Below are 15,351 nucleotides of genomic sequence, written 5' to 3'. Positions count from 1 at the left end.
GGGGACTCCGGGGACTCCGGGGACTCCGGGGACTCCGGGGACTCCGGGGACTCCGGGGACTCCGGGGACTCCGGGGACTCCGGGGACTCCGGGGACTCCGGGGAAAGAAACAAGGCCCCGATCAGCCGGAATCACACCGGTTGACCTGGGCCTTGTTCATGTCCTGAGACTGGTGGGCGCGGACGGTTTCGAACCGCCGACATCCGCCTTGTAAGGGCGGCGCTCTACCCCTGAGCTACGCGCCCGGGCATGAGGCAACAGCGTACATGGCGAAGGGGGCACCTCCGCAAACCAGATCCGGGACGTGTGCTGGTCAGGGGAGGATCCGGGGCCGGACCAGGATCGCGCCAAGGCCGGACCGGGGCCAGATCAGGGACCGGGCCGGGGGTTACCCCCACCCTGATGCTGTGGGCGGCCGGATCGTGCGGGGGTGGACCGGGTTCCTATCGTGGAGGCACACCGACCGTACGCAGCAGGGGGAATAACCACCATGGCAGTCCGGACCGCACGCAGGACCCGCACCCTTCTCGCCGCGGGCGGGGCTGTTCTCGTCGCCCTGGCCGCCACCGGTTGCGGCAGCTCGGACGCCTCGGAAGCGCCGGTGGAGAAGAAGAACTTCGCGTTCAGCGGCAAGACCCTGACCATCAAGTCCGACAACTCCGCCATCGACCTGGTCCCGGCCGACGTCAAGGAGATCCAGGTCGAGCGGCAGGTGGACGGGTGGGTGTTCCTCGGGAGCGGTCCCGACCCCGTGTGGAAGATCGACGGGGACACCCTGACGCTGAAGGTGGGCTGCTCGGGCATCTCCGCGAACTGCGAGGCCCGGCACTCGGTGAAGGTGCCGCGCGGCATCGAGCTCACGGTGGACAACGACAACGGCCGTGTGCAGGCGACCGGCTTCGACACCGACCTGAAGGTCAAGACGGACAACGGCGAGGTCCGCATCAAGGACATGAGCGGCGCCGAGCTCGACCTGGAGAGCAACAACGGGAAGGTCAGCGGCGAGGGAATCTCCGCGAAGTCCGTGCACGCCAAGACCGACAACGGACAGGTCAAGCTGAATTTCACCGCCGTACCCGACCTGGTGGACAGCCGCAGCAACAACGGTGCGGTCCGCCTCGGCCTGCCGAAGTCGACGTACCGGGTGGACGCGTCGACCGACAACGGCAAGATCACCGTGGACGTGCCGAAGGCCGACAGCAGCACCCACGTGGTGAAGGCCCGCAGCGACAACGGAGAAATCACTCTCCAAAGCGTGAACTAACCGACCCGTGTGTTCGTCATTACCTGGTGGGACAATGAACACGCCGGGCCAGGCAGGCGGACACAGCACGGGAGAGGGATGTGACGGCGACAGACGCGCAGCCGTACACGCAGCGAGTACGCCGTCGGGCACCCCGCCGTCCTGATCCGGGATCCGGTCCGCATGCGACACCCCGCGGTGTCCGGGAAGTCCTGACCCTGATGCTGCTGCCCGCGGCCCTCCTGCCCCTTTCCCTCGCCTCCTTCGCGGGCGGCGGCACCCGGCGCTGGTTCGGCGGGCGCAGCGAGAGCGCGCGGGCCGACGCACAGGCGGCGAAGGACGCTGCCGCAGCCGCGTTCTACGACCTGGACACCGCGCAGCGGGACCTGCGGATCTCGATCGAGACGATCTCCGCGGTGGACAGCTCGCCGGGCGCCCAGCGCACGGCGGCGCAGTTCGCGACGCTCGGGCAGCGCATCGACGAGGTCTCGCACACCTACATCACCGCCGTCGACGCCCACGATCTGGAGCGCGACGACCTCGACACGGGCGACGCGTCGCGGGCCCGGGCCGACCTGGGCAAGGCCAAGGACGAGCTCCTGCGGGTCAAGGGCGAGCTCGACCGGTTCTCGCAGAGCCTCGGGCCGCTGCTCGACAAGGCGGAGACCCAGCTCGCCCGGCTGGCCCCGGCGGTGGAGCGGGCCCGCCAGTCCCTCCTCGCCGCGAGCAACGCACTGGATGCGGTACGGGCCGCCGGCCTGCGTGCGGACGATCTCGCGGCCCGGCTCGCGGCCCTCGCCCCCGAGCTGACCAAGCTGAACCAGGGCGCCGGCCAGCACGGCGTGCCCGAGACCCTCTCCCGCGCGGAGAAGGTGACCCGCGACTCCGAAGCGGTACGAGCGGAAGCGGCACGGCTCCCGGAGCGGGCTGCGGAGATCGACAAACGCCTGGTCTCCCTCCGCACCAGGGCGCAGGCCCTCACGACCCGCGCCGGCAAGGTCGACCCGGTACTGAGCGAGCTGCGGCGCCGTTTCACCGCGGCGTGCTGGCAGGACCTCCAGCAGGTCCCGGCCGAGGCCGCCGAGCACGTACGCCTGGCCGAACAGCGTCTGAAGGAAGCCTCCAAGGCCCGCGACGAACAGCGCTGGCCGGACGCCACGTCCCTGCTCAGCACGGTTCGAGCCCTCCTCAACGGCACCGACGAAGCGGTCTCGGCAGCGTCCGACCGCCTCCAGCGGCTGAACGCGGTGTCCAAGGACCCGCAACAGGAAATCCAGCGCACCCGCTTCGCCATCCGCGACGCCCAACGCCTGGCGATGGCCGGACGCAACACCCCGGACCCCCGCCACGCCCGTCCCCTGGACGACGCGGTGGCCCGCCTGGACCGCGCCATCGCCGCCCTGGAGGGCCGCCACCCCGACTACTGGCACTTCCTCACGGAAACAGAAGCGGTCCGCCGCACAGTCACCCGAGTGGTGACCGAAATCCGCGAAGCACGAAGCACCACCACCTGACCCGGCCCCGCGCCACCCAGCCCCCTCAGGCTCAGGGGCTGCCCCTGGGGCAGTGGGGTCTCGGTCTCCCCTGCTCCTCAAGAGCCTGGGGGAGGGTGGGCAAGGGGCCGGCCCCCACGCGGAGCACCCCCTCGCCCCGGCCCATGCTCGCTCCCGCCCCCACCGGCGACCGCACTACCCTGTCCCCATGCCCCGCTACGAATACCGCTGCCGCGCCTGCGCCACCACCTTCGAACTCTCCCGCCCCATGGCCGACTCCTCCGCCCCCGCCCCCTGCCCGGCGGGCCACGAGGACACGGTCAAGCTGCTCTCCGCCGTGGCCGTCGGCGGCACGTCCGCATCCTCCGCCCCCGCCCCGTCCGGAGGTGGAGGCTGCTGTGGCGGCGGCTGCTGCAGCTGACCAGCCCCCACACCCGCCCGTTCAACCGCTCAGCCGCTCAGCCGTTCAGCCGTTCACCGCTTACGAGACAGCGTGATGCCGTCCGAGATCGCCAGCATCACGCTCTCCATCCGCCCGTCCCCCGCCACATGCGTGTTGAACTCCTTGATCGCAGCCGCGCTCCCCGTCGCCGCGGGATCCACCACCTGCCCGTGGAACAGCACGTTGTCGCTCACGATCAGAGCGCCCCGCCGCATCCTCGGCACCAACTCCTCCCAGTACGCGATGTAGTTCCCCTTGTCCGCGTCCAGGTAGGCGAGGTCGATGTGCTCCTCGGCCGGCATCGCCCGCAGCGTCTCCAGCGCGGGTGCGATCCGCAGGTCGATCCGGTCCGCGACCCCCGCCTCGGCCCACGCCTCGCGCCCGTACGCCGTCCACTCCTCCGACACGTCGCAGGCGATCAACCGGCCGCCCTCGGGTAGCGCCTGCGCCATCGACAGCGCGGAGAACCCGGTGAAGGTGCCGACCTCGACGATGTGCCGGGCCCCGGTCAGCCGCACCAGGAAGGCGAGCAACGGCCCCTGCTCCTCGGCCGACTGCATGCCTGCCGCATCCGGGAAGCGTTCCCACGTCGTCGCGATCAGCTTGCGCTGCACCGCGTCCACCGGCTGATTGTGGTCGAGGGTGTAGGCGTACAACTCGTCGGTCAGCTTCGTGCTGTTACCCCTGCTCATGCACTGCTCCCCAGATATCTGAGTACGGCCAGAACGCGGCGACTGTAGCCGCTGCTCCCGTTGAGTCCGAGCTTGTCGAAGATCGCGTTGGCGTGTTTCTCGACGGCGCTCAGCGAGATGTGCAGCCGCTTGGCCACCGAGGGGTTGGTGTGCCCCTGGGCCATTTCGGCGAGCACCTCGCGCTCCCGGTCCGTCAGCCGGGACAGCGGGTCGGTGCCGTTGGAGCGCCGCAGCAACTGCCGGACGACTTCCTCGTCGAAGGCCGCCTGACCGGCCGCGACCCGCTCCAACGCGTCGAGGAACTCGTCGACTTGGACGACCCTGTCCTTCAGGAGGTAGCCGACGCCGCCCGAGTCGTCCATGAGCAGCTCGGTGGCGTACCGCTTCTCGACGTACTGGGAGAGGACCAGCACTCCGACGTCGGGCCGACGGCTGCGGATGTCCAGTACGGCGCGCAGCCCCTCGTCGGTGTGGGTGGGCGGCATCCGGACGTCCGCGACGACCACGTCCGGCGGGGACTTCTCGACCGCGGCGAGCAGCGCATCGGCGTCGGCGACGGCGGCGAGGACTTCGTGCCCCTCCTCCAGGAGCAGACGCACGAGCCCCTCCCGCAGCAGGGTCGAGTCCTCGGCCAGGATTACGCGCATGGGATCTCCGCGGTGATGGTGGTGGGCCCGCCGGTCGGGCTGTCGACCCGGAGACTGCCGTCGAGCGCTGCGACCCGGCGGCTGAGCCCGGTCAGCCCGCCCCCGGCCGGATCGGCGCCGCCCACGCCGTCGTCCTCGATGCTGACGCGCAGAATGCTGTCGCGCCAGTCGAGTTCGACGTAGAGGCGGCTCGCGCCGGAGTGTTTGACGGCGTTGGTGACGGACTCCGCGACCACGAAGTACGCAACGGTCGAAGGGGCGCGCGCAGGTTCGGTGTTGAAGTCTCCGTAGTGCACCATGACCGGCATCGGGCAGCGCTCGACGACCGTCTCGACGGCGGCTCGGAAGCCCGCCTCGTCGAGCACCGTCGGGTGCACCCGCCAGGCCACCTCCCGCAGCTCGGTCAGGGCGCGCTGGCTCTCCTCGTGCGCCTGCAGCAGCAGGTGACGGGCGTGCGCAGGGTCCTGACTGCGGCGGGCGCGGCCGATCAGCATGCCGAGGGCGACCAGCCGCTGCTGGACACCGTCGTGCAGGTCGCGCTCGATCCGGCGGCGCTCGTCCTGCACCGCTTCCACCACTCCGGCGCGGCTGGCGGCCAGTTCGAGGATGCGGTTCTCCAGGACTTCGGAAGGGCTGGGGCCGAGGAAGTGCTGGGCCAGTTTCCTTTCGAGCAGGGCGAGCCCGAAGACTCCCTGGGCGGAGAGCAGGAAGAGGAGGAGCCCGGCGGCGCTGGAGAGGGCGACCGTGAGCGGGTTGTCGATGTCCTCGATGATCCAGCCGTACGCGAAGAAGGTGCCGAAACCGGCGCCGACCACTATGTACACCAGGACCACCGCCCCCAGCAGTCCCGGCAGCCAGCGGACGGCGAGGTAGCGCAGGGCGCGGCCGGCGTCGTACACAGGGGAGACGTGGATATCGAGCAGGACCGCGAGGCGTCTGCGCTCCAGCGTGGCCAGCCACACCGCCGCGACGGACACCGGACGCAGCACCGCGCGCCGTCCCCGCGGCCAGGCCAGGACGAGCAGCAGAACCACTGCGGAGACCAGAGTGAGGAGCAGCTCGACGAGTGCGGTGCAGGCCCCCAGTGCCAGCCCCGCCGCGATCCGCACTCCGCGTCGTACCAACGCTTTCATGATCAGAACGTAGCCCGGCCCGGTCGGTCCGCACATTGCGGGAAACCGCAGTCTTTTCCTGCGGTGTCCCGCAGCCGGCCCGACGGTTTTCTTCAGTGTGCCTTCAGGACCCGGTCCGTAGCGTGGAACGCATGATCGAAAGCAGCGCACCTCAGTGGATCAACAGCCTCATGGAGACCATGGGGGCACCCGGCGCGGGCCTGGCCATCGCCCTGGAGAATCTCTTTCCGCCGCTCCCGAGCGAAGTGATCCTGCCGCTGGCCGGATTCGCGGCGGGCACGGGCCAAATGAGCCTGTGGGCCGCCCTGTTGTGGACGACGGCCGGCTCGGTGGTCGGAGCTCTCGCTCTGTACGGGGTGGGCGCGCTCCTCGGCCGTGACCGGACGGTGGCGATAGCCGCGAAGCTGCCGCTGGTGAAGGTATCGGACATCGAGCGGACCGAGGCGTGGTTCGCCAAGCACGGGGCGAAGGCGGTGCTGTTCGGGCGGATGATCCCGATCTTCCGCAGCCTCATATCCGTCCCGGCGGGTATCGAGCGGATGTCGATACCCGTGTTCCTGGGGCTCACCACGCTCGGCAGCGCGGTGTGGAACACCCTTTTCGTGCTTGCCGGTTATCTGCTGGGCGACAACTGGGAGGAGGTGACGGGTTATGTCTCGGTGTACTCGAAGGTGGTTCTGGTCGTGGCGGTGTTCGCGGTCGCGGCCTTCGTGGGAGTGCGGGTGTTCAAGAAGAAGAAGGGGAAGGGGAAGGACGCCAGGAAGCAGGCCCAGCATGCGGGCCCGCGGCGGACGCGCGGATGAACTGGCGGAGGATCTCCTCCCCTGCCGCGACACCGCTCTCCGGAAGGGCGGTGACGTGCGGGGCGTTCCACCCCGCGTCGGCGAGTTCGCCGTGGCCGGGACGCCAGCCCCGGTCGGCGGCCAGCAGCAGGTCCGCGTCGAGGAGGGAGTCCCCCGCGGCGAGGGTGAGCGCGGCGCCGGTGCGGCGGGCCACCTCGCGGACGGCGGCGCTCTTGGTCAGCGGGGCGGGGACCACGTAGATCTTGCGGCCCTGGAGGGAGACGGTCCAGCCGAGCGGTTCGGCCCATGCGGCGAGTTCCTTGACCCAGCCCTCCGGGAGCAGGGTGCGCTCGACGACCAGGTAGGCGAAGAGGTCCTCGGCGACCCGGTCCTTCAGCAGCCAGGCGGGGTCGGCCGCGTCGGCCAGGCGGGCGCGGACCTCGGCGAGCGGGGCGCACTCATCGGCGAGCCGGCGGGCGACCAGGTCCTGCCAGTCGGGGTCGGACACGCCGTCGACGAGGAGGTGCCCGCCGTTGGCACAGATCGCGAACCGCGGTGCGGGGCCCGGGAGGTGGATGCGTTGGTACTGCTCACGGGTCCGGGTCGTGGTGGGCACGAAGAGCGTACGGGGGGCCTCCGACGCGAGTGCTTCCCACAGCCCCGCCGCGGTTTCGGTGAGGTAGGAGAGCGGCTTGCCCTCGTACACCTCGACGCACAGCAGACGCGGCGCCTGCGCGTCGGGCATGCGCAGGCCGAGTGCGGCGGACGAGTAGATGAGGGTCCGGTCGAGGTCACTGGCGACCAGGACGGGGGCGGTGTCCGACACGGTGCTTGCGTCGGTGCCGGGGGTGGTGTCCTGTGACGTACTCACTTGGTGTCCACCGCCTTGCCGTCGGCGCCCGTCGCGCCCCGGGTGAAGCGCGGGTGGATCAGGCCGACACAGGTGTACGGAAGGTCGTCGACCTCCTCGACCGGTACGCCGCGCTGCTCGGCCAGCAGGCGTACGTGACCGAGGTCGGCGCCCGCACCCCGGCGGGCGAGGATCTTCCAGGGGACCCGGCGCAGCAGCACGCGGGTGGTCTCGCCGACGCCCGGCTTGACCAGGTTGACGTCGTGGATGCCGTACTCCTCACTGATCCTCTCGACGGCCGCCCAGCCTTCCCAGGTGGGGGCGCGGTCCTGGCCCTGGAGGGCCTTGACCTCCTCCGTCACCTGGTCGGCCACCTCGTCGAAGCGGGCGGCGACCGTGTCGAGGAAGAGAGTGGAGACGTCGGTGTCCGCGAGCTCCCGGTAGAACTTCCCGCCGTGGAAGTCGTCGGGGCCGACCAGGTCGGCGCGCAGCACCGTGCGCGAGATCAGGCCGGAGACCGTGGAGTTGAGGCAGGCGGAGGGGATGAGGAAGTCCTCGCGGGTGCCGTAGGTGCGGACGCAGGAGCCGGGGTCGGCGAGGACGGCGATCTCCGGGTCGAAGCCGTGCAGGGTGTCCTCGATGCCTTCCGCCGCGTGGAACTCGGCGAGGGCGTCGGCGAGTTCACGGGTGATGGCACCCTTGCCGGTCCAGCCGTCGACGAAGACGACGTCGGCCGGGTCGTGGTGGGCGGCGAGCCAGCGCAGCGCGTTGGCGTCGATGCCGCGGCCCCGGACGATGGACACCGCGTAGTGCGGCAGGTCGAGACCGTGCCGGTACTGCGCCCAGCGCCGCATCAGTACGCCGACGGGGGTGCCTGCGCGGGCGAGCGAGACCAGGACCGGGCGCGGGGACCGCTCGGCGAGGACGGTCTCGGTGACGGTGCCGACGGCCTGCGCGATCCGCGCCGCGGACTCGTCGAGCGCGGTGAGGAACAACTGCTGGTATTCGGGCGTCGGCTGGTACTCCACCGGCAGCGACTCCGCGTAGTGCGCGCCGCCCGCCTGGATCGCTTCCTCTCGTTCCTCCGTTGGCGCTTCCAGGGTCACGTCGGAGAGGTCCTGGAGGAGCCAGCCGACGTCCTCGGGTGCGTACGAGGAGAAGGCGGGGCCGCGGAGGGGTTGGGGCATGTACTGCTCCTGTGCCGGCGAGGGGGACGGGGGTGTGTACGAGGGAACCACTGCCAGCAGGACGCGGTCGGCGTGGGCGCCGAGGGACGCCAACAGGCCGCCGGGGGCGTGCAGTTCGGGGCTGTCGGCGACCGAGTCGACCACCACGAGGACGGCATCGAATCCGGCCCCCGCGACGTTGTAGGCGTAGCGCTCGCCGGGTCCGTCGGCGGGGGCGTCATGGGCGGGGAAGACGAGCCGGGTGCGTATCGCGTAGCCGGGGTCGTCGACCGCGAGGACGGGCGAGCGGGTCGTGGTGGAGTAGCGGACGTCGACGCCGGACTCCTCCAGTGCGTGGCCGAGCCGCAGCGGCGCGTACATCAACTCCTCGAAGCCGAGGACGAGTACGCGGGCGCCGGGGCCGAGGCCGGCCAGCCCTTCGGTGATGCGGGCGGCCATGTCCGGCAGCGCGGCATCCAGCGCGGCCCGGTGCGCGGGGGCGAATCCGTGCCGTCCGCCGTCGGGTATCTCCGTGGGCCAGCCGAGTTCCAGCCGTACGGCTTCCGACGCCGGAGCCGCACCGTGCCGCCCGGGCACCGGCTGCGTCAGGTGCTCAGGCACCGGCGGCGGCGTCTGCGGCTGCGGCTGCGGCTGCGGCTCGGGTACTACCTGCGCCCGCTGCTTCGACTCCTCTTCCGCGACGAGCAGTTGCCCCTTCTCCAGCACCCCGTCCGGCAGGTGCACGGTGCCGCGGGCGCGGGCGATCAGATCGACCCGGGCGCCGATCTCGGCGGCGAACTCCGCCAGCCGCCCCTGGTCCTCGGGCGAGCGCATGTCGACCAGGGCGACGACGACGTACCGCTCGCGCGGGTGGCGGGCGTGCAGGTCACGGATCGTGTTGAGGACCGTGTTCCCGGTGGAGAATTCGTCATCGACGAGGACCAACGGGCCGTCGCCCGCGAGGAGTTCGGGATCCTCGGGGAGGAGCAGGTGGGAGGTGGCGTGCGAGTGGGCCTCCTCGAAGCCGCCCGCCGTCGCCACTCCGGCGACAGGACGCCGGGTGGAGTGGAGGTACGGGGCGAGGGCGAGGCCGTCGGCGACGGAGTGCCCGAGCCCGGTCGCGGTCTCCGCGTAGCCGAGTACCACCGCGCGCGAGGCTTCCCGGTCACCCAGGAGAGCGCGGACCTTCCGACCCAGGTCGACGCCTGCGCCGTACACCAGCGACGGTTTCTGCGGGACGTGCTTGCCGAGCACGTTCGAGACGAGCAGGTGGGCCCGCTTGGGGTTGCGCCGCAGCGCGAGCCCCAGCAGATCGCTCAGCGACTCACCACGAACCGCCCCCGCACCGGCACCGGCACCGGCACCCGCACCCGCACCGCCACTGGCACCATCACCGCCATCGCCATCGCCACTGGCGCCATCACCGGCACCGCCACCACCATTGGCGCCATCACCGCCACTGGCAACGTCACCGGCACCGCCACTGGCACCGCCACCGGCCGAGCCCGCACCACCGGCGGCGGACAGCCTCGCATCCCCACCTGCGGGCAGCCCCGCATCCTCACCGACAAGCCGCACCCCCAGCCGTTCCGCGACCCAGCTTCCGGACCACACCGAGTCGTCATTGCCGGACCGCACCACGTCGTCCCTCGCTTCTCTTCCTTGCCCTGCACCTGCCGTGCCCGGCGCACCCGACGCGTCCGGCGCACTCACCGCACCCGCCACGTTCCCCGCACTCCCTGCACTCCCCGCACTCCCCTCACTCCCCGCACCCGTCACGGTTCAGTCCACGGGTCCTGTGAGCCCGGCCGTCAGGAGTTCCACGAAGCCGATGTCCTCGCGGGCCACTCCGAACGCCTCGGCGCGCTGCAGTGTGCGCTCGGCCCAGGCGCGGTGCGGCTTCACCTCGTTCATCTTGTTCGTGTACGCCGAGCGCAGCACGCCTCCGCCGCCGCTCTCCGGCCGCAGGATGTCCCGTGCGTCGCTGTACTCCTCGTGGCTCACCACCGACAGGGCGTGCACGGGCAGCACGTGCGAGGGGTGGATGCAGGTCTTGCCGAGCAGTCCGTTGGCTCGGTCGAGGCCGATCTCGCGCAGCAGTCCGTCCATGTCGTGCTCGATGAGCGCGGTGCGCAGCTCCTCCGCCCGGCTCTCCAGGAAGGGGCTGCGGCGCAGCTGCGGCTTGAACATGCGCTCCTGGACCCGGAAGTACTCCCACACCGGGCCCGTGATGGTGAAACCGGTGCCGTCGGACCTGCCCAGTACGTTCACCACGTCCCCGATGACTCCCGCGACGATCTGGACGTCGTACGCCGTCATGTCGGGCGCCCGGCGCAGCCCGTACGCCGAGCAGAAGTCGGTGACACCGAGCCGCAGGGCGAGGACACGGTCGCGGTACTTGTCGACGGTGCGGGAGATGCCCCGCAGGGTCTCGGCCCGGGTCTCCAGGTGCAGCAGCTCCGGAGACTCCAGGACGGGCATCGCGAACAGCCGCCGTCCACTCGCCGCCTCGGCCGCCGTGAGCGCCTCCAGGAAGGGGCCGCCCCGCTCCTCGGTGAACTTCGGCAGTACGAATCCGGACAGCAGCCGCACGGCGTCGCCGAGCCGGTGCACCAGGTCGGGTATCTGCCCCGGCTCGCGCACCCTGACGAACAGGAGCGGGGCGTCCCGGCCACGTCCGGCGAGGTCGGTGAGCTGGTGGACCAGGTTCTCCTCGGCGCCCTCGACCTCGGCGTCGTCAATCGAATCCTCCAGGCAGAGCACCATGGAGACCACTCCGCGCCCCACCTGCTTGAGCACGTCGTCGGCCAGCCGGGGCCGGGTCGCCGGACTGTAGAGCGTGGCGCCGAGCGCGACCGAGAGCATCCCGGCCGGGGCGTCCGCATCGAAGACCACCGGCTCGCGGTGGAACAGATCACTTCGCATCCCGGCAGAGATATGCCCGAAATGACGCATCTGAGTACCCCCGAACTGGCGCGTGGAACGTCGTACATGTGGCCGGTAATAGTACGTAGGAGAGGGTGTACGAAGTTCCCCCGGCGGGTGAACTCCAGGCAACTCGCAGACCGGGGCTCTGCACCGGCCCTCCCCCCGACCGTACGGGACACGCCCCCCACGTTGTCCGCCGCGCCCTCGGGGAGGCAGGATGACCGGCATGACGCACGCGATGCTGAAGGGCGCGAACGTACCCCTCGATGCCACGGCCGTACGGGCCGTGCTCCGGTGGACCCCCGGCCCCGGCATCCCCGACGTGGACGCGTCGGCTCTGCTGGTGGGGCCGGACGGGCTGGTGCGTTCCGACGAGGACTTCGTCTTCTACAACCAGGTCAGGCACCCCTCGGGTCTGGTCCGCAAGCTGTCCATGAAGCGGGTCACCGAGGGTCTCACCGACACCGTGGTGGCGGATCTCTCCTCGCTCGACGCCTCCGTCGACCGGATCGTGATCGCCGCCTCCCTCGACGACGAGGCCATCGCCGAGGGCGCCACCTGCCAGGACGTGCGGGATCTGCGGATCCTGCTGTACAACGCGACCGTGGCCGGGGGCGAGCCGCTCGCCATGTTCGACGTGAAGCCGGACACGGGCGAGGAGACCGCGATCATCTGCGGCGAGGTCTACCGGCGCGGCGAGGGCTGGAAGTTCCGTGCGGTGGGACAGGGCTATCCGACCGGCCTGATCGGTCTGGCCACCCAGTTCGGCATCTCCGTGGACGAGAGCGAGGCCGCCGGGGGCACACCGCCCGCCAGGGTGCCCCCGCAGTCGCCGGAGGCCGCCACCCAGGCCGCGCCCCCGACCACTTCCCCCACCACGTCCCCGGCCTCGTCCCCGACGACTCCTCCGTCCGCGCCCCCGGCCGGGCCCGCGTACGGCTACCCGCACCCGGCCCCGCCACAGCCGCAGGCCCAGCCCGCCTACGGCTATCCCCAGTCGGCGTCCACCCAGCCGGCGTACGGCTACCCGCAGCCGGCCGCGGCGGCGGCGCACGCCCCGGACCCGAACTTCCGGCTGCCCCCGCAGGGCCCCCAGTTCATCCGCGGCTGATCCCCGGGACTCCCCCAGGGCTCCTCGGGGCTCCCCGGTTCATCTCCGGCTCTCCGATTCCCCGAGGGCTGCGGCTCCCCGGGAGTCCGGCCCTCGGAGGATCCCCGGGAGTCCCGGCCCCCGGAGGCATTCCACGGGCCCGCCGCTCACGTCTTCGTCTTGTAGCCCCGGCCCCACTGGAGTCCCCAGCCGTAGAGCCGGTCGAGCTCGGCCTGGAATCCGTAGACGAATTTCACCTCGCGGCGCACGGTCAGGCCGTCCTTGGTGTTCTCGACGGTGAAGACGGCACAGGAGCGGGCCTGCGGGGCGCGCTCGTCGAGGGCGATCTCGATGCGCGGGCCGTTGCTCGGGTAGAGCGTGACGACGGCGTGGGTGCGGTCGAAGGCGGGGGTCTGGTCGTAGATGTAGACAAAGACCAGCAGCCGCTTGATTTCCTCGCGGTGGTCGAGGTTGATGAAGACCGTCTCGCCGGAAGGGGCGCCGAAGCGGTCGTCGCCGCTGAGTTTGACGTACGGCGGCTCGTTCATGTCACCGAAGAAGCCGCCCAGGGGCTGTACGACGCCCTTGGTGCCGTCGCTCAGCTCGTAGAGGCAGCCGAGGTCCAGGTCGACGTTGACGACACCCTGGGTGTGCGCCTGGACGGTCTCCGGCTGGAAGAACTTGAAGGGGCGGCTCAGGAAGCCGCCGCTGTGCTTCTGCCGGCCGCCTATGTCGGAGGTGCGCATCCGCCAGGAGAGGTTCACCCGCAGGCTGCCGGTGTCGGCGCCCTGCTTGCTGAGCGAGACCACCGGCTGGCGTTTGGTCAGCTCGATGGCGTTCGTCGCCGCGTTTCCCGAGTCGAACTGCGCGGAGCTGCCCCGCCAGCCGCCCAGACTCTCCCGGATCCTGTCCCACAAGGCCATCGCCCCCACCCCCATCACTGTCGTCCCCGCCGCCCGGTCACAGCCCAACGGGGCGGCCACCGCGGCAAGTGTGCCGTGTGGCCGCCCCGTGGAGAGCGTTCCTCAATCCCGTCCGGGTCACACCCCGGAGGAGACCTCGTCCTGTTTCTTAAAACCCGCTCCGCCCTCTTCCGCCGCGATCCGCCTGTTGCGGCGGACCGAGGACCAGAAGGACCAGGCGATCAGGATGACACCGACGGAGCCGGTGATGACCTCGTGGATCTCGTACTGGATGGTGACGAGCAGGATCACGGCGAGGGCACCGATCGCGTAGTGCGCGCCGTGCTCCAGGTAGACGTAGTCGTCCAGGGTTCCCTGGCGGACCAGGTAGACCGTCAGCGAACGCACGTACATCGCGCCGATGCCGAGGCCGAGCGCCATCAGGACGATGTCGTTGGTGACGGCGAAGGCGCCGATGACACCGTCGAACGAGAACGACGCGTCCAGGACCTCCAGGTAGAGGAACATGAAGAACGCGGCCTTGCCGGCCATCGCCATGCCGGTGACCTTCTTGCCGGAGCGCTTGGCCTCTTCCTCGGCCTCGTGCTCGCGTTCCTCGTCCTCTTCGATCTTGTTCTCGAAGTGGCTGGAGAGACCGCCGACGATCAGGTACGTGATCAGACCCGCGACGCCCGAGATCAGTACGGTCTCGGCCTTGTTGACGTGGGTGCCACCGTGCTGGTGCGCGTTGACGGCGAACGTCATCGCGGTGACGAGCAGGATGATCAGGGCGATGCAGACCGACAGCATGTCGACCTTGCCGAGCTTGGCGAGGGGACGCTCCAGCCAGGCGAGCCACTTGATGTCACGGTCCTCGAAGATGAAGTCGAGGAAGATCATGATCAGGAACATGCCACCGAAGGCGGCGATCGACGGGTGCGCGTCGGTCACCAGCTGCTTGTACATGTCCTTGTCGGTCATCGCCAGATCGACGGCCTCGATCGGACCGATCTTGGCGCTGATGGCCACGATGACGACGGGGAAGACGAGGCGCATGCCGAACACGGCGATCAGAATGCCGATCGTCAGGAAGATCTTCTGCCAGAAGGCATTCATCTTCTTGAGGATTCCGGCGTTGACCACCGCGTTGTCGAAGGACAGCGAGATCTCCAGGATGGACAGGATCGCCACGATTCCGAAGCCGGTCCACCCCCCGTAGAGAACCGCCGCGACCAGGCCGAGCGCGGTAACCGCGAACGACCAGCCGAAGGTTTTCAGAACCACTGGCTACCCCATCGTTGAGTACGACTCTCCCCGCCGAGGGCGGGGCTTTACGAAACGTTGACCCCGAAGTCTAGAGCGATGCCCCGCAGCCCGGACGCGTACCCCTGCCCAACGGCGCGGAACTTCCATTCTCCGCCGTACCTGTAGACCTCGCCAAAGATCATCGCCGTCTCACTGGAAGCATCCTCGCTGAGGTCGTAGCGTGCCAGCTCCTGGCCGTCCGCCTGGTTCACCACGCGGATGAACGCATTGCTGACCTGGCCGAACGTCTGTCCGCGGTTGTCCGCGTCATGGATCGAGACCGGGAAGATGATCTTGTCCACGGTGGTCGGCACCTTGGAGAGGTCGATGAGCAGCGACTCGTCGTCCCCGTCGCCCTCGCCGGTGAGGTTGTCACCGGTGTGCTCGACGGAGCCCTCGGGGCTGGTGAGGTTGTTGTAGAAGATGAAGTACTCGTCACCGAGCACCCGGCCGTCCTTGCACAGCAGTGCGCTGGCATCCAGGTCGAAGTCGGCCCCGGTGGTGGAACGTGCGTCCCAGCCGAGCCCGATGAGCACCTGGGTGAGGTTCGGAGCGGCCTTGGAGAGGGAGACATTGCCTCCCTTGGCGAGTGTGACGCCCATGATCTTTCTTCCTCCCCGCGGTGAAACTTCTCGATAGGCGCGTCCGGCGCCGCACAGAGGAGTGCGGGGCCCGACG

14 protein-coding genes and 1 tRNA gene are annotated in these 15,351 nt (G+C 70.1%); 5 read left to right on the top strand and 10 right to left on the bottom strand.

Annotation, left to right across the window (positions count from 1 at the left end; genetic code table 11):
- Window positions 1-170: 170 nt before the first annotated feature.
- Window positions 171-245 (bottom strand) — tRNA-Val (locus tag ACWGIG_RS21045).
- Window positions 246-490: 245 nt separating this feature from the next.
- Between ACWGIG_RS21045 and ACWGIG_RS21040 the strand changes: the two genes are divergently transcribed.
- From ACWGIG_RS21040 to ACWGIG_RS21030, 3 genes are all read left to right on the top strand, one after another.
- A complete protein-coding gene (locus tag ACWGIG_RS21040) occupies window positions 491-1,264 on the top strand; it encodes a DUF4097 family beta strand repeat-containing protein (protein ID WP_453323159.1) in 774 nt (257 codons plus the stop codon).
- 80 nt (window positions 1,265-1,344) lie between these two features.
- On the top strand, window positions 1,345-2,757 hold the full coding sequence (locus tag ACWGIG_RS21035; RefSeq protein WP_453323158.1) for a hypothetical protein: 1,413 nt from the start codon (window positions 1,345-1,347) through the stop codon (window positions 2,755-2,757).
- Window positions 2,758-2,944: 187 nt separating this feature from the next.
- The gene (locus tag ACWGIG_RS21030) at window positions 2,945-3,157 is read left to right on the top strand and encodes an FmdB family zinc ribbon protein (RefSeq protein ID WP_453323157.1); all 213 of its coding nucleotides are present in this window, start codon (window positions 2,945-2,947) and stop codon (window positions 3,155-3,157) included.
- Between the two features lie 53 nt (window positions 3,158-3,210).
- On the opposite strand, the gene ACWGIG_RS21025 is transcribed toward ACWGIG_RS21030, so the two are convergent.
- Genes ACWGIG_RS21025 through ACWGIG_RS21015 form a run of 3 tightly spaced genes read right to left on the bottom strand, consistent with a single transcriptional unit; the run spans window position 3,211 to window position 5,650 of the window.
- Entirely contained in the window at window positions 3,211-3,870 is a 660-nt protein-coding gene (locus tag ACWGIG_RS21025; protein WP_453323156.1) for an O-methyltransferase, read from the bottom strand.
- A complete protein-coding gene (locus ACWGIG_RS21020; RefSeq protein WP_453323155.1) occupies window positions 3,867-4,517 on the bottom strand; it encodes a response regulator transcription factor in 651 nt (216 codons plus the stop codon). The genes ACWGIG_RS21025 and ACWGIG_RS21020 overlap by 4 nt, the downstream gene beginning before the upstream one ends.
- Complete coding sequence (locus ACWGIG_RS21015) at window positions 4,508-5,650, bottom strand: histidine kinase (protein ID WP_453323154.1); 1,143 nt, start codon at window positions 5,648-5,650, stop codon at window positions 4,508-4,510. The genes ACWGIG_RS21020 and ACWGIG_RS21015 overlap by 10 nt, the downstream gene beginning before the upstream one ends.
- A 131-nt stretch (window positions 5,651-5,781) precedes the next feature.
- On the opposite strand from ACWGIG_RS21015, the gene ACWGIG_RS21010 reads away from it, so the two are divergent.
- Window positions 5,782-6,453, top strand: coding sequence for a DedA family protein (locus tag ACWGIG_RS21010; protein ID WP_453323153.1), 672 nt, complete (start codon window positions 5,782-5,784; stop codon window positions 6,451-6,453).
- On the opposite strand, the gene ACWGIG_RS21005 is transcribed toward ACWGIG_RS21010, so the two are convergent.
- The 3 genes from ACWGIG_RS21005 to ACWGIG_RS20995 all read right to left on the bottom strand — a co-directional run bounded on the left by ACWGIG_RS21005 (window position 6,377) and on the right by ACWGIG_RS20995 (window position 11,403).
- Entirely contained in the window at window positions 6,377-7,303 is a 927-nt protein-coding gene (locus ACWGIG_RS21005; RefSeq protein WP_453323152.1) for an HAD family hydrolase, read from the bottom strand. The two genes, ACWGIG_RS21010 and ACWGIG_RS21005, sit on opposite strands and share 77 nt — an antisense overlap.
- The gene (locus tag ACWGIG_RS21000) at window positions 7,300-10,089 is read right to left on the bottom strand and encodes a phosphoribosyltransferase (protein ID WP_453323151.1); all 2,790 of its coding nucleotides are present in this window, start codon (window positions 10,087-10,089) and stop codon (window positions 7,300-7,302) included. The genes ACWGIG_RS21005 and ACWGIG_RS21000 overlap by 4 nt, the downstream gene beginning before the upstream one ends.
- A gap of 141 nt (window positions 10,090-10,230) precedes the next feature.
- A complete protein-coding gene (locus ACWGIG_RS20995; RefSeq protein WP_453323150.1) occupies window positions 10,231-11,403 on the bottom strand; it encodes an HpcH/HpaI aldolase/citrate lyase family protein in 1,173 nt (390 codons plus the stop codon).
- A 199-nt stretch (window positions 11,404-11,602) separates the two neighbouring features.
- Between ACWGIG_RS20995 and ACWGIG_RS20990 the strand changes: the two genes are divergently transcribed.
- Window positions 11,603-12,487, top strand: coding sequence for a TerD family protein (locus ACWGIG_RS20990; RefSeq protein ID WP_453323169.1), 885 nt, complete (start codon window positions 11,603-11,605; stop codon window positions 12,485-12,487).
- A 146-nt stretch (window positions 12,488-12,633) separates the two neighbouring features.
- Here ACWGIG_RS20990 and ACWGIG_RS20985 read toward each other — a convergent pair whose 3' ends face one another.
- From ACWGIG_RS20985 to ACWGIG_RS20975, 3 genes are all read right to left on the bottom strand, one after another.
- On the bottom strand, window positions 12,634-13,389 hold the full coding sequence (locus ACWGIG_RS20985) for a TerD family protein (protein WP_453323168.1): 756 nt from the start codon (window positions 13,387-13,389) through the stop codon (window positions 12,634-12,636).
- A 117-nt stretch (window positions 13,390-13,506) separates the two neighbouring features.
- On the bottom strand, window positions 13,507-14,652 hold the full coding sequence (locus tag ACWGIG_RS20980) for a DUF475 domain-containing protein (RefSeq protein WP_453323149.1): 1,146 nt from the start codon (window positions 14,650-14,652) through the stop codon (window positions 13,507-13,509).
- Window positions 14,653-14,699: 47 nt separating this feature from the next.
- Window positions 14,700-15,275, bottom strand: a complete 576-nt coding sequence (locus ACWGIG_RS20975) for a TerD family protein (RefSeq protein WP_453323148.1) — start codon at window positions 15,273-15,275, stop codon at window positions 14,700-14,702.
- Between the last annotated feature and the right edge of the window lie 76 nt (window positions 15,276-15,351).

It is taken from the genome of Streptomyces sp. NPDC054863 (assembly GCF_053610825.1).
Note: the sequence above shows the minus strand (reverse complement) of the source record. Positions and strands in the feature narration are given on the sequence as shown.